Source organism: Sphingomonas suaedae (genome assembly GCF_007833215.1).
In the GTDB taxonomy this organism is placed as follows: domain Bacteria; phylum Pseudomonadota; class Alphaproteobacteria; order Sphingomonadales; family Sphingomonadaceae; genus Sphingomonas; species Sphingomonas suaedae.
On record NZ_CP042239.1, the window covers coordinates 2,122,341 to 2,145,137 of the forward strand.

The 22,797-nt window shown below is 66.1% G+C and carries 22 protein-coding genes; 11 read left to right on the top strand and 11 right to left on the bottom strand.

Going from position 1 to position 22,797, the window contains the following annotated elements:
- Positions 1 to 8 precede the first annotated feature (8 nt).
- A complete protein-coding gene (locus FPZ54_RS10130; RefSeq protein WP_145846900.1) occupies positions 9 to 851 on the bottom strand; it encodes an ABC transporter permease in 843 nt (280 codons plus the stop codon).
- Positions 852 to 913: 62 nt separating this feature from the next.
- On the opposite strand from FPZ54_RS10130, the gene FPZ54_RS10135 reads away from it, so the two are divergent.
- The 3 genes from FPZ54_RS10135 (at position 914) to FPZ54_RS10145 (ending at position 3,528) form a co-directional block, all read left to right on the top strand.
- Entirely contained in the window at positions 914 to 1,591 is a 678-nt protein-coding gene (locus tag FPZ54_RS10135; RefSeq protein WP_145846901.1) for a GcrA family cell cycle regulator, read from the top strand.
- Positions 1,592 to 1,663: 72 nt separating this feature from the next.
- The gene (locus FPZ54_RS10140; RefSeq protein ID WP_145846903.1) at positions 1,664 to 1,978 is read left to right on the top strand and encodes a hypothetical protein; all 315 of its coding nucleotides are present in this window, start codon (positions 1,664 to 1,666) and stop codon (positions 1,976 to 1,978) included.
- Positions 1,978 to 3,528, top strand: coding sequence for a methyl-accepting chemotaxis protein (locus FPZ54_RS10145; RefSeq protein WP_145846904.1), 1,551 nt, complete (start codon positions 1,978 to 1,980; stop codon positions 3,526 to 3,528). The genes FPZ54_RS10140 and FPZ54_RS10145 overlap by 1 nt, the downstream gene beginning before the upstream one ends.
- A gap of 56 nt (positions 3,529 to 3,584) precedes the next feature.
- On the opposite strand, the gene FPZ54_RS10150 is transcribed toward FPZ54_RS10145, so the two are convergent.
- Complete coding sequence (locus FPZ54_RS10150) at positions 3,585 to 4,412, bottom strand: outer membrane protein (protein WP_145846906.1); 828 nt, start codon at positions 4,410 to 4,412, stop codon at positions 3,585 to 3,587.
- 146 nt (positions 4,413 to 4,558) lie between these two features.
- Between FPZ54_RS10150 and parE the strand changes: the two genes are divergently transcribed.
- The 4 genes from parE (at position 4,559) to FPZ54_RS10170 (ending at position 9,045) form a co-directional block, all read left to right on the top strand.
- A complete protein-coding gene (gene parE, locus FPZ54_RS10155; RefSeq protein ID WP_145846908.1) occupies positions 4,559 to 6,541 on the top strand; it encodes a DNA topoisomerase IV subunit B in 1,983 nt (660 codons plus the stop codon).
- 68 nt (positions 6,542 to 6,609) lie between these two features.
- On the top strand, positions 6,610 to 7,143 hold the full coding sequence (locus FPZ54_RS10160) for an RNA polymerase sigma factor (RefSeq protein ID WP_145846910.1): 534 nt from the start codon (positions 6,610 to 6,612) through the stop codon (positions 7,141 to 7,143).
- Complete coding sequence (locus FPZ54_RS10165; protein WP_145846912.1) at positions 7,140 to 7,724, top strand: hypothetical protein; 585 nt, start codon at positions 7,140 to 7,142, stop codon at positions 7,722 to 7,724. Before FPZ54_RS10160 ends, FPZ54_RS10165 begins: the two co-directional genes overlap by 4 nt.
- 16 nt (positions 7,725 to 7,740) lie before the next feature.
- Positions 7,741 to 9,045 (top strand): serine hydrolase, encoded by a 1,305-nt coding sequence (locus FPZ54_RS10170; protein WP_145846914.1) that lies wholly within the window; start codon positions 7,741 to 7,743, stop codon positions 9,043 to 9,045.
- On the opposite strand, the gene FPZ54_RS10175 is transcribed toward FPZ54_RS10170, so the two are convergent.
- Genes FPZ54_RS10175 through FPZ54_RS10190 form a run of 4 tightly spaced genes read right to left on the bottom strand, consistent with a single transcriptional unit; the run spans position 8,999 to position 11,976 of the window.
- Complete coding sequence (locus tag FPZ54_RS10175; RefSeq protein ID WP_145849705.1) at positions 8,999 to 9,562, bottom strand: GNAT family N-acetyltransferase; 564 nt, start codon at positions 9,560 to 9,562, stop codon at positions 8,999 to 9,001. The two genes, FPZ54_RS10170 and FPZ54_RS10175, sit on opposite strands and share 47 nt — an antisense overlap.
- Before the next feature lie 11 nt (positions 9,563 to 9,573).
- Complete coding sequence (locus FPZ54_RS10180) at positions 9,574 to 10,368, bottom strand: LysR family transcriptional regulator (RefSeq protein WP_145846916.1); 795 nt, start codon at positions 10,366 to 10,368, stop codon at positions 9,574 to 9,576.
- Positions 10,369 to 10,372: 4 nt separating this feature from the next.
- Entirely contained in the window at positions 10,373 to 10,771 is a 399-nt protein-coding gene (apaG, locus tag FPZ54_RS10185) for a Co2+/Mg2+ efflux protein ApaG (RefSeq protein WP_145846918.1), read from the bottom strand.
- Positions 10,768 to 11,976, bottom strand: coding sequence for a trans-sulfuration enzyme family protein (locus FPZ54_RS10190; RefSeq protein ID WP_145846920.1), 1,209 nt, complete (start codon positions 11,974 to 11,976; stop codon positions 10,768 to 10,770). The genes apaG and FPZ54_RS10190 overlap by 4 nt, the downstream gene beginning before the upstream one ends.
- Before the next feature lie 82 nt (positions 11,977 to 12,058).
- On the opposite strand from FPZ54_RS10190, the gene FPZ54_RS10195 reads away from it, so the two are divergent.
- Positions 12,059 to 13,297, top strand: coding sequence for a phospholipid carrier-dependent glycosyltransferase (locus FPZ54_RS10195; RefSeq protein WP_145846921.1), 1,239 nt, complete (start codon positions 12,059 to 12,061; stop codon positions 13,295 to 13,297).
- A gap of 4 nt (positions 13,298 to 13,301) precedes the next feature.
- Here FPZ54_RS10195 and FPZ54_RS10200 read toward each other — a convergent pair whose 3' ends face one another.
- From FPZ54_RS10200 to FPZ54_RS10220, 5 genes are all read right to left on the bottom strand, one after another.
- On the bottom strand, positions 13,302 to 14,405 hold the full coding sequence (locus FPZ54_RS10200; RefSeq protein WP_145846923.1) for a glycosyltransferase family 2 protein: 1,104 nt from the start codon (positions 14,403 to 14,405) through the stop codon (positions 13,302 to 13,304).
- A complete protein-coding gene (gene leuB, locus FPZ54_RS10205; RefSeq protein WP_145846925.1) occupies positions 14,402 to 15,448 on the bottom strand; it encodes a 3-isopropylmalate dehydrogenase in 1,047 nt (348 codons plus the stop codon). Before leuB ends, FPZ54_RS10200 begins: the two co-directional genes overlap by 4 nt.
- Positions 15,449 to 15,497: 49 nt before the next feature.
- A complete protein-coding gene (gene recO, locus FPZ54_RS10210) occupies positions 15,498 to 16,229 on the bottom strand; it encodes a DNA repair protein RecO (RefSeq protein ID WP_145849707.1) in 732 nt (243 codons plus the stop codon).
- Positions 16,230 to 16,402: 173 nt separating this feature from the next.
- A complete protein-coding gene (locus FPZ54_RS10215; RefSeq protein ID WP_145846927.1) occupies positions 16,403 to 17,323 on the bottom strand; it encodes a GNAT family N-acetyltransferase in 921 nt (306 codons plus the stop codon).
- Positions 17,320 to 18,273, bottom strand: a complete 954-nt coding sequence (locus FPZ54_RS10220) for a polysaccharide deacetylase family protein (protein WP_145846930.1) — start codon at positions 18,271 to 18,273, stop codon at positions 17,320 to 17,322. Before FPZ54_RS10220 ends, FPZ54_RS10215 begins: the two co-directional genes overlap by 4 nt.
- 418 nt (positions 18,274 to 18,691) lie before the next feature.
- On the opposite strand from FPZ54_RS10220, the gene FPZ54_RS10225 reads away from it, so the two are divergent.
- The 3 genes from FPZ54_RS10225 (at position 18,692) to FPZ54_RS10235 (ending at position 22,789) form a co-directional block, all read left to right on the top strand.
- Positions 18,692 to 19,201, top strand: coding sequence for a hypothetical protein (locus FPZ54_RS10225; protein WP_186456725.1), 510 nt, complete (start codon positions 18,692 to 18,694; stop codon positions 19,199 to 19,201).
- 171 nt (positions 19,202 to 19,372) lie between these two features.
- Positions 19,373 to 21,337: an ATP-dependent nuclease gene (locus FPZ54_RS10230; protein ID WP_145846934.1), complete on the top strand. Its 1,965-nt coding sequence runs from the start codon at positions 19,373 to 19,375 to the stop codon at positions 21,335 to 21,337.
- A gap of 222 nt (positions 21,338 to 21,559) precedes the next feature.
- Positions 21,560 to 22,789 (top strand): DUF2254 domain-containing protein, encoded by a 1,230-nt coding sequence (locus tag FPZ54_RS10235; RefSeq protein ID WP_145846936.1) that lies wholly within the window; start codon positions 21,560 to 21,562, stop codon positions 22,787 to 22,789.
- Positions 22,790 to 22,797: the final 8 nt, after the last annotated feature.

The window sequence follows — 22,797 nt, forward strand, 5'->3', positions numbered from 1 at the left end:
CCGCGATTCTAGCTCTTGATCTTCCACCCCGAGCGCAGCAGCCAATAGCAGAGGAGCGCCAAGACGATATCGATCGCGAGGATCGCCAGGCTGCCGATCAGGATCGGCGAGTCGGCGACCCCGAGGAAGCCGTAGCGAAAGCCCGAGATGATGTAGAAAAAGGGGTTGGCGTGGCTGATCGCCTGAAAGGTCGGGGCGAGTCGGTCGACCGAGTAAAAGGTGCCGGACAGCAGCGCGAGCGGCGCTACGACGAAATTGGTGACTGCAGCGGCATGATCGAACTTTTCCGCCCAGATCGAGGTGAGCACCCCCATCAGGGCAAGGAACAGCGATCCCAGAAACCCGAACCACAGGATCGCCCAGAGGTGATGCGGCGTTACGCTGACTCCCGGCCATAGCGCCATCGCCAGCCACACTGCCGCGCCCACGCAAAAGGCGCGCGTCACCGCGCCGCCGCACAAGGCCGCCAGCAACTCGCCGGTCGATAGCGGCGGCATCAGATAATCGACGATCGTCCCCTGGATCTTGCCCACCAGCAGCGAGAAGCTGGCATTGGCGAAGGCGTTCTGAAGCATCCCCATCACGATCAGACCCGGCGCGATGAAATCGGCGAAGTGAATCGCCCGCCCGTCAAGCGTCACGGTCCGCCCGCCACCGCCCAGCGCGACCGTGAAGACGACCAGAAACAACAGCGTCGTGACCGCAGGCGCCCAGATCGTCTGGAGCTGCACCTTGAAGAAACGCCGTACCTCCTTCACATAGAGGGTCCACAGCCCGCCCCAATTGACGTTGCGGATCACCGGAACACCGGGGCTGGCGATCATTTCAGGCGGTGGGGACTGGTCGGCCATAATCAGGCCGGGTAATCGCTGCCGCAACGCCCGGCAACGGGAAGATTCTTTAGGGACGACAAATGAGCTGGACCGACGAACGGATCGAGACGCTGCGCAAGATGTGGGACAGCGGCCTGACCGCCACCCAGATTGCCGAGGAACTGGGCGGGGTGAGCCGCAATGCCGTGATCGGCAAGGCGCACCGGCTCGGCCTCGCCTCGCGTCCCTCGCCGGTCAAGGCGAACGCGCCTGAAGCCAAAGCGACTCCGACGGCTCCCGCTGCGGCACCGGCGAGCGCACCGGCACCTGCGCCCCGACCCGCGGCGCCCGCCCCGCGCGCCGCAGCACCGGCCGCCCCAGCCGCCCCGCCCGCCGAGGCATCGGACGCGGACGATACGCCGCCTGCCCCGCGCCCGGACGGCCCGGTGCTGCGTTCGGTCGGACCCGGCGGCTTCATCCGCCAGAACCCGGGCGAACAGGCTCCGCCGATCGCCCCGGCCCCGCCGCGCCGCCTGGTGCCGGCCAAGCCAAGCAAGGAGATCGAGGGCAAGACGACGCTGCTCGACCTTAACGATCGCATCTGCAAATGGCCGCTGGGTCACCCGGGCGAACCCGATTTCCATTTCTGCGGCGACAAGGTGAACCCCGGTTTCCCCTATTGCGTCGAACATTGCGGCCATGCCTATCAGGCACAGCTGCCGCGCCGCGACCGGCGCCCGCCGCCGCCGCTGCCCTATGGCGGCCCGCGGGTGCGATAGGCGCAGCCGCTACGGAAATCCCGCGTGGTAAGGTCAACGCTCTCTTAACCCTGTCGCCGATAGGACGGCCGGGTGCCCCTGCCCGCTTCCCTGCTCCGGTTCGGTCCGGTTATTGCCCAGGCGCTGCTTGTCCTGGCCGGAGCGGGCATTCTCGCGCTCTATCCGCCGCGCGAAGGCGCTCTGGTGCTTGTTGCGCTCGACGGGCGCGATGCAGGTCGACTGGTTCAGCCCGCAATCGATGCGGGGGTGCAGATCACCGGGCGCGGCCCGCTTGCAAATATGCTGATCGTGCGTGGCGAGCGCCATCGGCTCGCCCGTCTCGTCCCAGGCGGTGTGCTGGTTCTCGCCGCACCCGCCCTCTGGTGCGGCGCAGAAGCGCGGCGGTGATGACCCCACGCGACCTCACCGCAATGCGGCTGCGCGGCGCCGCACTTCTGGTTGCAGTCAATTGGCTCAACACGCTCGGCCTGATTCTGCTCACCTGGGCGGCAGGGAGCGACAAGACGCTGCCGCTGGCGGTGCTGGGTGTCGGCGCGATGATCCTGCCGACGCTGATGGTCCGGCAGGGCCGAATCGACCTTTCCGCCCGACTGATACTGGGCACGCTCGCCGCAGTTCAGCCTGCACTGATCGTCTATGCGCTGAGCGGTCATGGCTGGCAGATGGACGGGCATATGTATTTCTTCGTCGCGCTCGCCGCGCTGACGATCCTGTGCGACTGGCGGCCGATCGTCCTCGCCTCCGCGCTGATCGCGCTGCATCATGTGATCCTGCAATATGCCGCCCCCGCCTGGGTGTTTTCAGGTGCGGGCGATCTGGGCCGTGTGCTGTTCCACGCCGTGGCGGTCGTGATGCAGGCATCGGTTCTGATCTATCTTACCGTGACCCTGCGCGCCCTGCTTCAACGCCAGGCCGATGCGCTCGATGCGAGCGACCGTGCAGCGGAGATCGCGGAAGAGCGTCGGCTTCAGGCCGAAACCGCAATGGCCGAGAGCGCCGCCGCCGCCCGCCGCGAGGCCGAAGCGCGTGCAGCGCGCGAGGCATTGGCGCGCGAGGCGGAAGCCCAGCGCCGCAACGCCGAGGAGGAGCGCCGGGAGGACCACCGCCAGCTGGCTGAAGCGTTCCAGGAATCGATGGCAGGCATCATCGCCTCGGTCGGGACCGCCGCGACGGAACTTGAACAGCTTTCCGCGTCGCTCAACGGCGTCGCCCGGCGCGCAAGCCACGAATCGGCGGAGACCGCGTCGAGCGCGGTGCAGACGTCGACCGCGGCCGAGACGCTTGCCGCCAGGCTGCGCGAGCTGTCCACCTCGATCACCGCGATCGCGGCCAGCGCCGATCAGCAGGCGCGCCGCAGTGACGATGCCAGCGGCATCTCCGATGGCGGGCGCGGCGCGGTGGCGGCACTCACCGAACGGTCGGACACGATCACCGGCTTTGCCGATTCGATCCACGAGATCGCGACCCGCACCAATCTTCTCGCGCTCAACGCGACCATCGAAGCCTCGCGTGCCGGCGATGCCGGTCGCGGCTTTGCAGTGGTGGCGAACGAGGTGAAGCAACTGGCAGGAGAGGCCGCGCGCGCGACCGGCGAAATCCGCCTGCTCGCCGATTCGATGCATGGCGGCGCGGAAGTGGCGCAGGACGCGCTGACCGAAATCACGGCGATGGTCGCCGATCTAGCCACCGCCGCCGAAGCGATCCGAGCATCGGTCGATGCGCAGCGCGAAACCGTCGGAGCGATCGACCGATCCGCACGCGATGCGGCAACCGGCGCCGCCTTCATGGCGGAACGGGTGCGCGGTGTCGCGACGATGGCCGGAGAGACCGAGCAATTGTCCGATCGCGTCGCCGCCGCCGCAGGGGCGCTGACCGAGACCGCACGGGCGCTGGATGACTCGACCCGGCGCTTCCTGCTTCGGATCGACGCCGCATAAAAACGGGCGACGGATTGCTCCGCCGCCCGCACCCCCGGGTTGAGCCGGGATTTCAATCAGAAGCGGAACGCCGCGGTGGCGCGCAGCGAATGATAGTCGAACCGGCTGTCGCTGCGGCGGAAGTCTGCGCCGCCCGCCAGCACGAACGGGTTGGTCGCGCCCGCGCTGCCGGTGCCGACCTCAACGCGCGAACCATCGTCGTCATAGCGGCTGTAGAGATATTCGAGACCGAGCGAGAAGTTGCGGCCGAGCTTTTGCTCGATACCGCCGCCGGCCTGCCAGCCCCAGGCTTTGTCGTCGCCGGTCACCGCAAAGCTGTTCGCGCCATTGCTGGTGGTGAAGCTATGGTCGATCTTGGCATAGGCGCCGCCGCCGGTGGCGTAGAACAGCGTCTTCTCACCCGCGACATAGCCCGCACGCAAGCGCAGCGCCGCGTTCCAGTCGATCTCGCGCGTCATGGTGTAATAAGCGGGCGTGGTGCTGAATGCGGTGACACTGTCGCGGACCTCGGTCTTGCCGAACTCGCCGACCGCGCCGACCACAAATTTGCCCATCTGTTTGTCGAAGCCGATCCGACCGTAATATTCGATATCGTCCTTGTCATTGGTGCAGGCGACATTGGCGTTTGCGACCGCCGCGCCGTTGCAGAAGCCCGGCGAGAAGGCATCGGCGCCGGTCGAAGTGGTAATCGAATCTCCGAAACTGCCATCCTGCCCCGCATCGAAATCGATCCGTTCGCCGACATCGTTGTTCTGGACGGTGTAGCCCACCGATCCGCCGACATAGACGCCATCGAACTCGGCTTCGCCGTCCTGCGCCATGGCGGGGACGGCAACAAGGGTCAGGGCGGCCGCAGTGGCCCCCATCAGGGTACGCATACGCATTTACAAGCTACTCCAGTTTTGAACTGAACCGCGACAACGAGCCAAAGCCGACTTCTTTCCCGCCGATCATTGCGATTGCGCGATTATGTTGCATGGCAGCAACAGCCGCGCTTGCCCCGCCCCTCTCCGCGCACTAGCCAGAACAAATGTCGTCCGATCTCTTCCAGTCCGGTTCCGCCACTCCCGACAACAGCTACGACGCTTCCTCGATCGAGGTGCTGGAGGGGCTCGAGCCTGTCCGCCGCCGCCCGGGCATGTATATCGGGGGCACCGACGAGCGCGCGCTCCACCATCTTGCCGCCGAAGTGCTCGACAATTCGATGGACGAGGCAGTGGCAGGACATGCCACGCGGATCGAGATCACGCTGGAACCCGGCAACCGGCTGACGGTCGTCGATAACGGCCGTGGCATCCCGGTCGATCCGCACCCGAAGTTCCCGGACAAGTCGGCGCTCGAAGTCATTCTCTCGACGCTGCATTCGGGCGGCAAATTTTCGGGCAAGGCCTATGCCACCTCGGGCGGCCTGCACGGCGTGGGCGTGTCGGTGGTCAATGCGCTGTCGATCGATACGGTGGTGGAAGTTGCGCGCGAGAAGCAGCTCTATCGCCAGCGCTTCAGCCAGGGGCGGACGCTTGGGCCGATCGAACATCTGGGCGGCACGCCCAATCGCCGTGGCACATCGACCGCCTTTACCCCCGACCCGGAGATTTTCGGGCCGGAACTGCACTTCAAACCTGCACGGCTCTACAAGCTGGCGCGGTCGAAAGCCTATCTCTTCGCGGGCGTCGAGATCCGCTGGAAATGCGACCCCTCGCTGATCACCGACGACACGCCCGCCGAGGCCGTGTTCCAGTTCCCCGGCGGGCTGGCCGACCATCTCAAGGAACAGCTCGGCACCCGCGAAGGCGCGACCGCCGAGTTTTTCTCAGGGCAGCAGGAGTTCCCGGACGGCGCGGGCCGTGTCGAATGGGCGGTTGCCTGGCCGCTATGGAGTGACGGCAGCTACAGCTGGTATTGCAACACCATCCCCACCCCCGACGGCGGCACGCACGAACAGGGGCTGCGCCAGGCGCTGGTGCGCGGCATCCGCGCGTTCGGCGATCTGGTCGGGCAGAAAAAGGCCAAGGACATCACTGCCGACGACATCATGGTCGGCAGCGAGCTGATGCTGAGCGTCTTCATCCGCGAACCGCAATTCCAGTCGCAGACCAAGGACCGCCTCACCTCCCCCGAGGCAACCGCCTTGGTCGAGAAGGCGGTGCGCGACCATTTCGACCATTTCCTGACCGACAAGATGGAGCGCGGCAAAGCGCTGCTCGGCTATGTGCTGGAGCGGATGGACGATCGCCTGCGGCGCAAGCAGGAGCGTGAGGTCAAGCGCAAGACCGCGACCTCGGGTCGCAAGCTGCGCCTGCCCGGCAAGCTCACCGACTGCTCGGCCGACGACCCCGCCGGAACCGAACTCTTCATCGTCGAGGGCGACAGCGCGGGCGGCAGCGCGAAGCAGGCGCGCGATCGCAAGACGCAGGCGATCCTGCCGATCCGCGGCAAGATTCTGAACGTCGCGTCGGCGACCAGCGCCAAGATCGGCGCGAACAGCGAGATCGCCGACCTGATCCTCGCGCTGGGCTGTGGCACGCGCAAGGACTGTGTGCCCGACAATCTGCGTTACGAGCGCATCGTCATCATGACCGACGCGGATGTGGACGGCGCACATATCGCCACGCTGCTGATGACCTTCTTCTTCCAGGAGATGCCCGACATCGTCCGGCGCGGCCATCTCTACCTCGCCCAGCCGCCGCTCTATCGCCTGACCGCCGGGGCGAAGAGCCTCTACGCCCGCGACGACGCGCACCGGGCGGAGATCGAGGCCACGGCGTTCAAGGGCCGCAAGGTGGAGGTGTCGCGATTCAAGGGGCTGGGCGAGATGAACCCGGGCCAGTTGCGCGAAACGACGATGGACCCGAAGACGCGCAGCATGGTCCGCATCACCCTTCCCCAGGAATATGAGCAGCGCGCGGAGGTGAAGGATCTGGTCGACCGGCTGATGGGAACCAACCCGGCACACCGCTTCGCCTTCATCCAGGAAAATGCCGCGCGGCTGGACGAGGAGGCGATCGACGCCTGACGCGCAAATTTTTCGCGCCCCGGTGTAAGAAGGTCGCATCGCCGGCGACTAAAGGGGGCATGGACGTGATGACCGCCCCGATCGACCATGGCGCAACGGCGCAGGACCGGCTCTATGCCGATGCCTGTACGGCCCATGCTCCCGCAATCGCCCGGCTTGCCCGGGCGATCGAGCGCGATGCGGACCGCGCCCGCGATCTGGAACAGGATATCCATCTTGCGCTGTGGCGCAGCCTGGCGGCATTTGACGGGCGTTGCGCGCTCGGTACCTGGGTCTATCGCGTGGCGCACAATGCCGCCGCGACCCATGCCGCGCGCGGCGCCCGTTCGGCAAAACTGGTGACGCTGGAGGAGGCAGGCGACTTGCCCGCCAGCACCAATCCGGAGTTCGAGGCGGGGGAAGCCCAGACACTTGCGCGCATCCGCGCGCTGATCGCCGCGCTCGAACCCGCCGACCGCGGCGTCATGCTGCTCTATCTCGAAGGGCTGGAGGCCCGCGTCATCGCGGAGATCACCGGTCTGTCCTCCACCAATGTCGCGGTGAAGGTGCATCGTATCAAGGCGATGCTCGCCCGCCATTTCGCCCAGGGAGATCCCGCATGAGCGATCCCTTCATCACGCTGTGGACCGCGCAGGAGCACGACGCGCGCGGCCTTTCGCATGACGAGCTCGCACGCCGCTCACGACTGTTGCGGCGGCGTGTCCTGCGGCGCGACCTGACCGAATATGCGGCAGGGCTGTTTGTGATGGTCGCGTTCGGCTGGATGGCGGTCGCCATCCCCTTCTGGACGATGCGCATCGCCTGTGCCGTAACGCTGCTTGGGACCGCGATCGTCATGTGGAATTTGTGGCGCCGCCGCCCGCGCGACGACGCCGCCGCGCTCGCGCAGGACGCCCATGCCTATTATCGCAACCAGCTCGTCGCCCAGCGCGACACGCTGGCGAGCGTCGCCAGCTGGTATATCGGCCCCACCCTGCCCGGCATGATCCTGTTCGCGGCGGCGGTCGGCCACAAGAGCGTGCAGGTCATGCCGCTCGCCGCGGCGCTCGCCCCGATCGCCCTGGTTGTGGTCTCGTCCGCTGCGGCGTTGTGGCTCGTGCTCTGGCTCAACCGCCGTGCCGCCCGAACGCTCGACGAACAGATCGCCGCGCTCGACGCCGAACGCGACTCCACCGAAGATTGACCCGAAAGGACCGCAGATGCGCCTCATCCTCCTTGCCCTGTGCCTGCTCGCCGCGTCGCTGATGCCAGCGACCGCACAGACTACGCCGCCTGACAGCGCCGCGCCGGTTCAACCCGCGCCTGCCCTGACCCAGCGGATCGCCGAACTTCCCGCGATCGTCGCAGCCAAGGGCGATTTCGACGCCTATTTCGCGCCCAGCTTCAAGGCGCAGGTGCCGAAGGACAAGTTCGATGCGATCGGGCCGCAACTGGTGGCGCAATATGGCGCGATCGGAACGGTCGAGAAGGTGACGGCGACCTCCCCCTATGAGGCGACCTTGCTGCTGGGCTTCGAGCGCGGCATCGCCACGATCCAGTTGATCGTCGACCCCGCCCCACCCCACAGGGTCACCGGGCTGCTCATCACTGGGATCGAGCCGCGCGGCGACACTGCCGAAAAGGTCGAGGCCGAGTTCAAGGCACTGCCCGGACAGACCGCGTTCGGCGTCTATGCCCTCGGCGAGGGACGAACCCCGCAGTTCGAACATGGCGGCGGCGCGACGATGCCACTCGGCTCCGCGTTCAAACTATGGGTGCTGGCCGAAGCCGCGCGCCAGGTCGAGGCCGGGGAACGCCGGTGGAGCGATGTGGTGCGGATCGACGCGCAGCGCTCGCTGCCGTCCGGCGTCACCCAGACCTGGCCCCAGAATGCGCCAGTGACGCTCCAGACGCTGGCGACGCTGATGATCTCGATCAGTGACAATACCGCCACCGACACGCTGATGCGGACGCTTGGCCGCGACAACGTCGATGCGATGGTCGCGCGCAGCAGCAGGGGCGATGCGAGTGCGACCCTGCCCGTGCTCACGACGATGGAAGCGTTTCGGCTGAAATCCCCCGCCAATGCCCAACTCGCCGCACAGTGGAAGGCCGCCGGGGCGGAGGGGCGTCGAAAACTGCTGAAGGACAATCAGGCTCGGATCGCGGCGACCAAGGTCGATACCGGGCTGTTCGGCGAGACGCCGCTGGCGCTCGATGTCGAATGGTTCGCCACCCCGCGCGACCAGGCGGCGCTGCTCGACTGGCTTCGGACGAAAGGCGGCGACACTGCGTTGCAGGTGATGGCCGCGAACCCCGGCACGCCACACGCCGCTCTGTTCGACTATGCGGGGTTCAAGGGCGGATCGGAGCCGGGGGTGATTTATGGCAGCTGGCTGCTCAAGACCAAGAAGGGCAATTGGTACGCGGTCACCGGCGGGTGGACTCGCGCCGATGCCGGGGTTCAATTGCCGGTGTTCATGAACCTGATGAACCGGCTGATCGCGCAATTGGCTTCGCAGTGAGCCACTCTTCGCGCAGCAGGCCGTAGATAAGAGTATCGCGCACGCCGATATGGGTTTCCCACTCGGCGCGCAGATGCCCCTCTTGTTGAAAGCCGAACCGTTCGAGCAGGCGGCGCGAGGGGGCATTGTCGGGGTCCGTGTCGGCGAACACCTTGCGCTGGCCCTCGACAAAGATGCGGTCGATCACCGCGCTCACCGCTTCGCGGGCGAGACCCTTGCCCCAATGCGCGCGGGCCAGGAAATAGCCAAGCTCGGTGACGTTGCCCTGGCGCTTCTCACCCGCCGCAACGATACCGATCGCCGTATCGTCGCCGCGGAGCGTCAGCGCCCAGGCGCGCCAGTCGGACGCGTGACGATGGAAATCGGCGCGCGTATCCTCGATGCTGGCATGCGGGGGACCGGACCAATAGGTCATCAAGTCGGGATCGGCGAAGCTCGGAAACATTGCATCAGCGTCCTCGACCCGGCGCGGACGCAGGACCAGCCGGGGCGTTTCCAGCACCACCGTCTCACGCACCGGGAGCGCGCTCACGCCTCGCCCAGCGCCTCGACCAGCGCCTTCACCTTCTTCTGCCGCCATTGCGGCAGCGGCGCGACCATCCAATAGCCCAGCCGCGACGTTGTCGGCTCGCCGATCACCGCGACGCGGCCCGCCTCGATATCCCCGCGCGCGAGCAGTTCGGGGATGGTGGCGCGCCCCAGCCCCTCGGCAGCCGCATCGAGCGCAAGGCCCGCATCGCCGACACGGACCAGCGCGACGCCGTCTTCCTGCACGCAGCCGGGCCAGCCGATCGGCGTGTCGGCGCGCGCACCGGGCTTCGCGACGGTGACCATCCCGTCGCTCTCCAGCGCTTCGCCCTCATGCTCGCCCGGCCCTTCGCCCCAGCGAATCGCGAGATCGAGATTGGCTTCGGTGAAGTCGATCGCCTCGTCCGCCGCAATCAGCACGAAGCGCAGCTCCGGGTCCTCGCGTGCGATCTCGGCGAGGCGGGGCATCAGCCATTTTTCGGTGAGGTCGCGCGGCGCGGCGATGGTCAGCGACTTGCTCGACTGCCCCGCCTGCATTGCCCGCACCGATTCCTCGAACTGCAGGAAGCCGGCGCGCAGCGCGGCAAGGCCAGCCTCAGCCTCGGGCGTCAGCTCCAGCCCCCTGGTCGTGCGGCGGAACAGCACCACGCCCAGCGTGTCCTCCAGCGCGCGGATTTGCTGCCCGACCGCCGCCGGGGTCACCGCCAGCTCGTCCGCCGCGCGGGTAAAGGACAGATGCCGCGCCGCCGCGTCGAGCACGCGCAGGCCATTGAGGGGGAGATGGGTACGCTTCATAGTTCTACTCCGCCACCGCAGGCGCGAGCAGGGGGAAGCGGGGGATCGCCACCTCGAAATCGCGGCCGTCGGCGCCGACCATCAGATAACTGCCCTCCATCCAGCCGCTCGGCGTGGTGAGTGGGCAGCCGGAGACATAATCGTAGCTCGATCCCGGCGCGATCATCGGCTGTTCGCCGACCACGCCCTCCCCCTCGACGACGTGCTGGTGGCCGCGACCGTCGGTGATCGTCCAGCGCCGCGTGAGCAGCTGTACCGCCTGATGCGAGCCGTTCTCGATGCGGATATGATAGGCCCAGAACCAGCGACCGCGATCGGGCTCGGACTGTTCGGACAGATAGCTGACCGACACGCGCACCGTGATGTCGCGCGTCACCGCTTCCTGGCCGAACAACGCCTTCACAGCCCGACCGCCCTGAGCGCTTGGTCGAGATCGTCGATCAGGTCGGCGGGGTCTTCCAGTCCGACATTGATCCGCAGCATCCCCTCACGCACGCCCATGATCTCGCGCTGGTCTTCGGCGACGCCGCTGTGGGTGGTGGAGGCGGGATGGGTCATCAGCGAGCGAGAGTCGCCGATATTGTTTGAAATGTCGATGAGGCCCAGTGCATCGAGCAGGCCATGCGCCTGTTTGCGTCCGCCATCGAGTTCCAGTGAAAAGATCGGCCCGGCAGCATCCATCTGGCGCATCGCCAGATTGTGCTGCGGATGGCTGGGCAGGCCGGGATAGTTCACAATGGGCACGCGCCCCTCGAGGAAGCGCGCGACGGCGATCGCATTCTCGCTCTGGCGGCGGATGCGCAGGTCCAGCGTCTCCAGCCCCTTGAGCACCACCCAGGCATTGAATGCGCTGAGCGTCGGGCCGGTGTTGCGATGGAAGGGGAGCAGCGTGTTGGTGATGAAGTCCTCGCTGCCGCAGATCGCGCCCGCCAACACGCGGCCCTGTCCGTCCATCATCTTGGTCGCGGAGTAAGCCACCACATCGGCGCCGAACTCCATCGGACGCTGCAGCGCGGGGGTCGCGAAGGCATTGTCGACAACGGTGGTGATGCCGCGATCCTTCGCGATGGCGCACACGGCCTGGAGGTCCACCACGTCCATCGTCGGATTGGCGGGCGTTTCGAAGAAGAAGACCTTGGTATTCGGGCGGATCGCGTCGATAAATTGCTGTGGATCGCGGGCATCGACCACTGTCGTCTCGATCCCGAAGCGCGGCATCAGCGTATCGGTGAGCCAGCGGCACGACCCGAAGGCGGCGCGCCCGCCGACCAGATGGTCGCCCGCCGACAGCTGGCACAGCAAGGCCGCGGTCATCGCCGCCATGCCCGATGCGGTCGCGCGGCACGCCTCCGCGCCCTCCAGCAGGGCGATGCGCTGTTCCAGCATCTCGACCGTGGGGTTCTGGAGCCGCGAATAGGTCATGCCCTGCTGCTCGCCCGCGAAGCGCGCGGCGGCGTCGCCCGCGCAGTCATAGGCGTAGCCGGAGGTCAGGAAGAGCGCCTCGCTCGTCTCCCCCCATTCGCTGCGGGCGGTGCCCCCGCGCACGGCGAGCGTGGCGGGCTTCCAGTTGCGGGTGATGCTGCGATCTTGTCCGGTACGACGCTTCATGGCGATGCTCCTAAGCGCGGTTGGCGCGCGTGCCAAGCGGGACGGATGACGCGGGCGCCAAGCTCAGCTATCGAACGCCGCGATGCTCGACCGTCTCGAACAGCGCCCCGCCCTGCTTGCCCTGCTGATTGCGGCCGTCGCGCAAGCCTTGTTCACCATCGGAATCGAGCGGCCGAGCACCCTGTTGTTCGACGAAGTCCATTACGTCACTGCCGCGCGGGTGCTGCTCGATTTCTCGCACATCACCAATCCCGAACATCCGATGCTGGGCAAATCGCTGATCGCGCTGGGTATCCATCTGTTCGGCGACAATCCGATCGGCTGGCGCGCCTTCTCGACGCTGTTCGGCACCGCGACGATCGTCGGCGTCTATGCCTTCACCCTGTTGCTGACCCGCGCGACGCGCCCGGCGCTATTCGCGGCGATCTTCGCGCTGCTCGGGCAGATGGTGTTCGTGCAGGCGCGGATCGGGATGCTCGACGTGTTTCTGGGCGGCTTCCTCGTCTGGGGCGGCGTCGCGTTTCTCGCAGCGATGCACGCCAAGACGCGCCGCGTCTGGCTCTGGTGGCTAGCGAGCGCGGTGCTGCTGGGTGCGGCGGTCGGAGTGAAATGGGCGGCGATCCCCTATGTCGCGCTGGCGGGCGTCGCATTCCTGTGGCTGCGCTGGCGCGACCCGGCGCGATTTAGCGGGATGCACTGGTTCCCCGCATTGGCGGCGTTTGGCGTGGTCAGCATCGCCACCTATTTCGCGACCTTCGCCCCCGCCTTTTTCTATCGCGTCGGGCCAATGACGCTGGATCGCCTGATCCCCTTCCAGTTCGAGATGTGGGCGCTGCAGACTCAGGTGCTCAGCCCCCATAATTACCAGTCGGACTGGTGGAGCTGGCCGCTGATGCTGCGACCGATCTGGTATTTCTATGAGAAGGATCAGGGGGTGATGCGCGGCGTGCTGCTGATCGGCAATCCGGCGATCCTGTGGACGGGGCTGGTCGCGGTGGCGGCGTGCTGGTGGGCGGGGGTGCGTGAGAAGGCAGGTGTCCCGCTGGCGGCGGCGATGCTGTGGACCTTTTCGATCGGCATATGGGCGATCATCCCCAAATCGCTGGGATTCTTTTATTATTATTATCTGCCGAGCATCGTCCTGTGCGTGGTGTTGGCGGTCGCCTTTCACCATTGGCGGGACGCGTTGAAACGGCGCGACGAATGGCTGCTGATCCCGGCGGTGGGCGCCTTTGCCTATTTTTACCCGATCCTCTCGGCGCAGGCGCTGACCCACGAGCGCGCGTTCACGCGATGGATGTGGCTTCCCGGTTGGGCGTAGCGCTTTAGTAGCGCCCCCATACGAAGCGCGAAGACAGCGCGAAGTTCCACACCGCCGCAACGGCAATTCCGGCCAATGCCGATGGCGCCCATTGCGCCTGCTGGACATCGTGCAGGAACGCTGCGACGCCGATATTCGCGACCGCGCCCACCGAACAGACGATACAGAATCCGACCCAGCCGTCGAGCAGCGCGCGAAAGCCCTTCAACCGCGCGTCGCGATAAGTGAGCGCGTTGTTGAGGAAGAAGTTGAACGTCATCGCGATCAGCGTCGCGACGATCGTGCCGGTGAGGAAGCTGTATCCGAACAGGCGGAAGAACAGCCACAGCGCCGCAAAATGCACCCCCGCGCCCAGTGCGCCGATGGCGGAGAACATCACGAACCGCACCGGTACCACCCGCCCGAACATGCGGTCATAGAGCGCGATCAGAAATTCCATCGCGACTACATGGTCGAGCTTGCTCTCACCGATCTGCCGCGTGCGGAAGACATAGGGAAGTTCGACGAACTTCAGCGGCTTCGGGCTGGCGGTCAGGATGTCGAGCAGGATCTTGAACCCGATCGCCGAGAGATGTGGGACGATGGTGCGGACAAGGTCGGCGCGGATCATGAAGAAGCCGCTCATCGGATCGCTGAGATCCGCCTTGAGCACCTTGCGCGAGATGCGGGTTGCCAGTTCCGACTTGGCGACTCGGTCGCGGTCCCATTCGCCGGTGCCGCCGCCCTCGACGAAGCGTGATCCGATCGCGACATCGACGCTGTCGTCGGCCAGCAGCGCATCGAGCATCTTCGGCAGCAGCGTCTCGTCATGCTGCATGTCGCCATCGATCACCGCGACGAAGGGCGCGGCGGTCGCGCACATCCCCTCGATCGTCGCCGAGGACAGCCCGCGCCGCCCGATCCGCTGCACCACCCGCACGCGCGGGTCGGTCCGTCCGATCGCGCGCGCCGCGTCGGCGGTGCCGTCGGGGCTATCGTCATCGACGAAGATGACTTCCCAGCGCCGTCCGGCCAGCGCCTTGTCCATCGCCGCCACCATCACCGGCACGTTACGCGATTCGTTGAAGGTCGGGACGACGACCGCCAGTTCGAGCGCTGTTGCGGTCACCCGAGCGCCTTCACCACCGCATCGCCCATCGCCGCAGTCGAGAGCGTGCCGCCGAGATCCGCCGTGCGCGCGCCACCGGTCAGCGCCGCGGTCACTGCCGACTCGACCCGATCGGCCGCCGCGTCCATGCCGAGCGAATAGCGCAGCAGCATCGCCGCCGACAGGATCGTCGCGCACGGGTTCGCCTTGCCCTGCCCGGCGATGTCGGGGGCGCTGCCGTGGATCGGCTCGAACAGCCCCTTGCCGCTGCCATCGAGCGAGGCGGAGGGGAGCATCCCGATCGACCCGGCGCACATGCTCGCCTGGTCCGACAGGATGTCGCCAAACAGATTGCCGGTGACGATCACGTCGAACTGACCGGGGTTGCGAACAAGCTGCATCGCGGCGTTATCGACATACATATGTGTCAGCGCGATATCGGGATATTGCGCCGATATTTCGATGACCACGTCGCGCCACAATTGCGAGGTTTCGAGGACATTGGCCTTGTCGACCGAGCAGAGCTTGCCCTTGCGGACCCGCGCCGTTTCGAACCCGACCTTTGCGATCCGTGCCACCTCGTCCTCATCATAGGACATGATGTCATAGCCCTCGCGGCGGCCCGATGCCGTCGTCCGCATCCCCTTTTCGCCGAAATAGACGTCGCCATTGAGTTCGCGGACGATCACCATGTCGATGGCGCCAGCGACTTCGGGGCGGAGCGCGGACGCATCCTCAAGTCCGGGGAACAGTTTCGCCGGGCGCAGATTGGCGAACAGGCCCAGTTCCTTGCGCAGGCCGAGAATCGCCTGTTCGGGGCGCAGATGCCGCTCCAGCGCGTCGCAGCGCGGATCGCCGACCGCACCGAACAGGATGGCGTCGGCACGTTTCGCAAGGTCCAGCGTCGCAGGCGGAAGCGGATGACCGGCGCTGAAATAGGCAGCGCCGCCGACCGGGGCCTCCTCGAAGCTCAGGCCGAGATCGAGGGCGTCAAGGACGCGGCGGGCCTCCGCAGTGACTTCGGGGCCGATCCCGTCGCCGGGAAGGATTGCGATCAACGGCATGGACACTCCACCTGCTCAAGGTGCTGGCCCCTTGCCGTGCTGCGCCGCGTCACGCAACCGCCCTGTTGAGCCGATCGACGAGTCGGGATCGCGCCGCCAGCACTTCTGCCGCCCTGCCATGGAGCAGATCGCGTTCGAGGAAATGGCCGGTGAGGCGCAATCCATCGAGGATATCGTTCCATTCCGCGGCGCCACCGGTGCGGACGAAGGCGGGGAGCGGCAACAGGCGGCTTTCATAACCGCCCGCTCCTGCCCGGCTCACCGCCATGCCGCTTTTCGGGCTGACAAAGGCGAGATTTTCGGTCGTCCCCGTGGCTGCGCAGCGCTCCAGGTCGAGGCCGAAGCCGAGCATCGCCAGCAGCAGCAATTCGTAGCGGACCAGCGCCACCGCCCAGCCCCGGGCTGCGGGCGCCGCCTCGATCGCATCGAGCAGCCCGCCCAGCGCGGCATGGACCGGGGGGTAGGGCTGGCCCTCCGGCAGCGATGCGGCGGTCAGCGCGGTTGCCCAGTCGAATGCGGCGGCGGGCAGCGGCTCGCGGAACATCGGGGCGCGGCTATGGACCAGTTCGGCGACCAGCGCGGGCAGTTGCTCCTCGGTTCGGGCGCGCCAGTCGCCCAGAATGACATTGCCCGGCTGGAGCACCGGACGGTGCTGGCGGGAGCGGCCGCCGCGGACATAGCCCGCCAGCAGCCCCGCCTCCGCCGTCAATGCCCGGACGATCGCTCCGCTTTCGCCATGCGGGCGGATGGCGAGGACGATGGCGGAGGTGCGCAGGTGCATGGCGTCGTCTAGCAATTCCTCCCCCTCAGGGGGAGGTGGCATCGCGGAGCGATGACGGAGGGGCCGCCGCGCAGACGGCGGTGAGCAGCTCGGCAAATTCCGCCCTCTAAGGGGCGGCCCCTCCACCAGCCTTCGGCTGGTCCCCCTCCCCTGCGTTGCAGGGGAGGAATAGCCTAGCCCCGGCGCAGCTTCTTTGACAGCTTCTCCAGCCCCGCCGCCTCGATCAGCGCCTTGCCGCCCGCCACCGTGCGGTTGAACCCACCCAGCGCCGCCGTGGTCACCCGGTTGGTGAGGCTGGGGCGCAGCAGCAGCAGATCGACGCACGGCACCCCGCCGGTCGAATATTGGCGCTTGTGCTGGCCATCGCCCTCGGTGAAGTCGAACCGGGTATATTTCCCCTCCTCGAACAGGTCGCGAAACGCCTCCACCTGCAGCACCGCGCCGGGCGACAGGTCGTTGAACGCCGGGTCATGGCCGACATATTCATAGATCAGCGTATCGCCCTGTGCAGGGCAGTAGAGATAGGCGGCAGGCTCGCCCGCGATCCACAACAGCCAGGCGCGCACCGCGTCCGCCGCGCCCCGCGCCATCATGTCGCGGATGAAGTCGGGACCGGCGGGCAGCCCTTCGCCCATCAGCTTTTCCTGATAGGTGCGCAGCGCGATGCGGCGGGCGATGTCGTGAAACGCCTCCAGCTCGGCCGGGGTGCGATAGCTGCGGATGTCGAGTTCGCCGCCGGAGACCTGGGCGATCTTCTTGGCCTTGCGGCGCACCCCCTGTCGCGCATTGCCGGACAGGTTCGCCATATAGGCGTCGAAGCCGCCGGTCAGATCGGCATAATAGCGGGTATATTTCTGCCGGACGAAGCCGATCATCCGGCCCGAAGCATAGACCATCGCCTCAAGCCGATCCTCGGGCAGCGAGGTCACGACATAGCCATGCGCGTCGCGGGGCAGGGGCGGCAGGACGGGCAAGCGGCCTTCGCGGGCTTCATCCAGGCCGAGCGGCACGCGGACCATGTCGCGCTGCACGGCCATCAAAGTCCGCGCGCCGATGCGGAAGTTGAGCGGGGTCGGACGGGCAGCGGCGCTCATGCGGCGCGCTCCGACACCAGGTTCGACCAGAGCTGTTGCGCCTGACGCATCCGGGTGCGGATCAGGCTGGGTCCGAGCGGGGAGTCGGCGCGGTCGAGCGGCAGGTCCGGCAAATCGGCGAACTGCGCCGTCTCGATCCCCCCCTTGCGCTCCGCCAGCATCGCGCAGAGCGAGTCGAAACGCTGGACATGCACCGCATTGGGCCGGGTGCCCGAACGGTTGGCCAGTTCAAAGCCATGGCTGACGATCGTCACCGCCGCATGTCCCGCCGACACCGCATGGTCGAGCGCGTCGCGCATCTCGGCGGTTGAGAGCGCACAGATCTGGAAATGGCGAAGATGGCCGCGGACATCCTCGATCAGCGTCACCGGCACCTCGATCACGCCGCGATGTTCGACCGGGGCGATCTGGCGCGGGTTCAGGCCGATGGCGCTGGGCCAGGGATGTTCGGAGCCATTATGGCTGCTGTCATAGCGGATGCCGAGTTCGGCGAGCGCCGCCAGGGTATCGTCGCTGGCGCTGTAGCTGCCCGAGCGGAACGCGACCGGACGCGGCGCCCCGGCGGCGACCAGCAGGTCGGACGCGGCGGCGATCAGATCGCGCTGTTCGGCAAAGGTGAAGTCGATCAGTTCGAACGAGGCGGCGGCGGTGCGATCATCGTCGCGCGCAGCGGCCCAATTGGGGTGGAGGTGCAGCTGAACCTCCTGCCCCGCCTCAAGGATCGCGCCGACGACGCGCTTGATCGGATCGAGGCCATAGGCGACGGCGGGCATCGGATCGACGAAGAAGGTGGCGCGAAGGCCATGGTCGGCGAAGCGACGCAGCTGATAGCCGATGCCGACCCCGGCCGGCTCCAGCGACCGCTCCGCGATCTCCGATATCGGCAGCCCGGCGGCGTGGTGCCGCCACATCAATTCGGTATCGACGGTCAGGAAAGCGCGCGTGGGCATGGCGGCGGCGTAACGGACAGGGGTGAAGAAATCGCAAAATGCGGCGGAAATAACTGAACGCAGACGTTCATTATGCTGACAATTCTGACAAAATTCCCGTATGTGAAGGGTGTCGCCTGAGAGTTCAGCGCGATGGAGGCGAGCGGCGAAGGCATGGCGATGGGCATGGCGGGAGTGTAGTGATTCGGGGGCTTGTAGGACAGTCCCGGTGGATGATGTCGGAACGGCTGGCAGTGGGCGTTAGGCAGCTGGCCGAATTTGGGGTGGAGACGAAGGTGGGTTGACCGCCTCCGACACCAAAGCGGGGGATGACACCACGTCAGCTTTGCGCCCTAACATTGGTCATTAGACTGACCCTGCAAATTTCCTGAAAGCGGACCCCCGACTCCGGGGATTGGAACGTCCCGGATGATGCCTCATGGAGTATTTGGTCGGGTCCGAGTATGCCCCAACCATGGCCTTTTCGAATCCCCAAGTGTACATGGATGAACTCGCGTCACCGCTCTGCCGTCGTTTCGAGGCGGAGCCGAGCGCCTACGAGCTCGCCATTTCAACTTGCATCATTTTGTATCACTTTGCGGACGTGGTCGCGTATGTCAGATCTAGTACTCCGCACGCGATCGCAGAGGAGATTGCCGCCCAGGTCCCTGCTTTCCACACCGTGCGGGCGATCGCGAACGCCGGGAAGCACGTGGAACTAACCCGACACCCCAAGTCTGAGCTGATCGGTCTACGTGCAGAACACCTCCTTCGTGGCAAGGGCGCGGCCTTCAGCGACGGCACCTATTATTCAGATGGTACAACGCACTCCGACGCCCGCGAGACGGTCGTGGTCGAGACTCCAGACGGTAAGAAGCACGACGTGCTGCATGTCTGCACATCGGTGCTGGCAGCGCTGAAGGCGCACTCCGAGTTTTTCCACGTCTAGGACGCTGAATGCTCAAGCGGTCGGTCGTTCAGCGCGCGACGTTGATTTCCTTCCGCTCTTTGCACTTGCTTCACCACAGGTCAGCACGTCGTAAGTCTTGCTGTTCGTTTTCTGTTCCTTCATAGAAGTACCCGCGATCACCGCGCAGTTAATCAGCAGGGTGGGCTTGAGATGAAGCTGAAGCAGTATCGGGTTCGAGAGTTCCGCAGCATCTGGGACAGCGGCCCGATTGAGGTTGACGACCAGACCACCTGCTTCGTGGGCAAGAACGAGGCGGGCAAGACCACGGTCCTGACCGCGCTCTACCGCACTAACCCGATCCGCACGGGCGACGCCGTCTTCGACGAGACATACGACTACCCGAAGCGGGAGGTCGAAGACTACCGTTTCGCCGTCGAAAACGGGGAGCGTGAGGAGGCTGCGGTAGTCGAGTGCACCTACGAGCTGGAGAAGGACGACCTGCTCGCGGTGGAGAACGTTTTCGGCCCCAATGTGCTCAATGGTAAGACCTTCAAGCGGACGACCTATTACGGTAACGGAAACAGCAGATATACGCTCACGTGCGACAATGCCGCCGCGCGCAAGCACCTCGCCAGCAACCCGGCTCTTTCCGATGATCTTCGCGCTGCATTGGCGGCTGCGGCGACTTGGAAGGACTTTGCAACCGCGCTTGATGCGGTCGAAGCGACGGATGCGGTCAACGCCGTGAAGAAGCTGGTGGCGAAAGTCCGCGAGAAGGAGCTTAGCTATTACGTCTTCAACACGTTGATTTGGCCGCGCGCGCCCAAGTTCCTGTACTTCGACGAGTACTACCAGATGGAGGGGCAGGCCAACCTCAACGCCCTCATCACGCGCGAGGACAAGGACCAGCTGCTTGACTCGGACTACCCCCTCATCGGCCTCATCAACCTGGCGCGCCTCGACCACCGCAAGCTCGTGGCCACCAACAACACGGTCGAGTTGAAAAACAAGCTGCAAGGTGCCGGGAACCACCTGACCCAGCGAATCGTCAAGTACTGGTCCCAGAACAGGCACATTCAGATGCGCTTCGACGTGCGTGACGCGAAAGTCGGTGACCCAGAGGGGATGCAGCAGGGCGTTAACGTCTGGGGCGAGGTGTACGACTCCGTGCACTGGGCGACGACGCCACTGAGCAACCGTTCGCGAGGATTTGTGTGGTTCTTCTCCTTCCTCGCTTGGTACGAGGACGTGAAGCGCCAAGGACAGAACGTCATCCTGCTGCTGGATGAACCTGGTCTGTCGCTGCACGGTCGGGCTCAAGCCGACCTGCTGCGCTACTTCGACTCGGAACTTTCGGGCCACCAGCTCCTCTACACCACGCACTCCCCGTTCATGATCGACCCTACCAAGTTTGAGCGGGTGCGTATCGTGCAGGACCTGGGCATCGACGCCCCCGAAGCGCTGCCAAAGGAGGAGGACGGAACCAAGGTGCTGGCCAACGTCTTCGACGCCACCGATGACAGCCTGTTCCCGTTGCAGGGCGCGCTCGGCTACGAAATCCAGCAGACACTGTTCATCGGCCCCAACTCGCTGATCGTGGAGGGCGTCGCCGACATGCTCTATCTCCGCGCCGTGTCCGGCGAGCTGGAGCGCGAGGGCCGCACTGGGCTGTCGGAGCAGTGGGTCATCACCCCCGTGGGCGGTAGCGGCAAGGTGCCCACCTTCGTCGCCATGCTCGGCTCGCAGAAGGGCATGAATGTCGCCACACTGCTAGATATCCAGAACAGCGACAAGCAGCTCATCGAGGACCTCTATAAGAAGAAGCTGCTCACCAAGAAGCAAGTTTCGACCTATGCTGACTTCACGGGCACTGCCGAAGCGGATGTCGAAGACATGTTCGACCGTGCCTTCTACATCGACCTAGTGAACGGTGAGTTTGCAGGACAGCTGTCGGAGAAGATCACCAAGACCAAGCTCAACGCGAAGGAGCCGCGCAGCCTTCGAGCCATCGAGGCTTGGCTGGCTGACAACCCGATGAAGTCGGGTTCGTTCGGACACTACCGACCGGCACGCTACTTCACCGAGCAGCTCACCAAGCTGTGGCCGAAGGTGTCAGACGAGACGAAGGACCGCTTCGAGGCGGCGTTTAAGCATTTGAACGGGCTGCTGCGTTAGTAGTTTCTGGACGTCGGCAACGCCGGATTTGTGTTCTGAGACCTGCCAGACCGTAATCGGCCCAGAAGCTAACGGTTGGCGATCCCGGCGTCAGCGTTGGCTGAGCACCGAATGGCAGACGCCGCGCCGCTGCCCGGCTGGTGACCGCCCCCACCCCGGAACCTCCCCCGTCCCGGCGGGTTGGACGGGCATGATCGTTACGAATCCGGTCCGGAAGCCCATATGAGCCGTTGGGCATGGCTGTGGCGGTTGGTGTCGCGGCGGTTGTGGTTTCGGGCCGCCGCCTTTTCGTTCGCGGCGGCGCTGCTCGCGCTGGTCGCCCCGCTGATCGCGCCGCTGATCCCCTATGAGCTGGGGGCCAAGATCGGGGCGGACGCGGTCGACAATATCCTGGGCATCATCGCGTCGAGCATGTTGGCGGTGACAACCTTTTCGCTGACCGCGATGGTTTCCGCCTATGGCGCGGCGACCGCCAATGTCACGCCGCGCGCGGTGATCCTGCTGCTCGAAGACACGACGTCGCAAAATGCGCTGTCCACCTTTCTGGGCGCGTTCCTGTTCGCGATCGTCGGGATTATCGCGCTTTCCACCGGTTTCTATGGCGAGCAGGGGCGCGTGTTGCTGTTCGGGGGCACGATCGCGCTGATCGTGGTGATCGCCGTCACGCTGCTGCGCTGGATTCAGCATATCGCGCTGCTGGGCCGGGTGCACGACACGATCACCCGGGTCGAGCGCGCGGCGATGGCGGCGGTCCAATCGGTTCAGCACCGTCCGCGCATCGCCGCGCTCGCCACGCCGCCGGTCCCCGCCGATGCGCAGCCGGTGCGCTGCGGGGACCGGATCGGCCATGTCACCAATATCGATCTGTCCGAGCTGGGCGAGGCGATGGCCGCGTGCGGCGGGCACGTGCATCTGGCGGTGCTTCCCGGCAGCTTCGTCGATCCGGGGCGGGTAGTCGCATGGGTCGTGGATGGCGATGAGGCGACCTGCGCTCGGGTCGCCGAGTCGATCACGGTCCAGCGCGACCGCAGCTTCGACCACGATCCGCGCTTTGGCCTGATCGTGCTGTCGGAGATCGCGTCGCGCGCGCTGTCGCCGGCGGTCAACGATCCCGGCACGGCGATCGCGGTGCTGGGCGCGCAGCTGCGGGTGCTCCAAAAGCTGGCCGGTGCAAAGGGCGCGCCATTCGACGAACGGGTGGTGGTCCCGGCGCTGGCGATCGAAAAGCTGGTGGTGGACGCATTCCGCCCGATCGCGCGCGACGGCGCCGCCCATGTCGAGGTGGCGATGAAGCTGCAGAAGACGCTGGCGGCGCTCGGGGGATTCGCGCCCGACTGGAGCGCGGCTGCACGCCACGCTGCGGACGATGCCCGGCACCGCGCGCGGGCGGCGCTGTCGATCGAGAACGAGCGGCTGGCGGTGGCGCGCGCGTTCGAGGACTGGCCGGAGTGAGTGGTTTT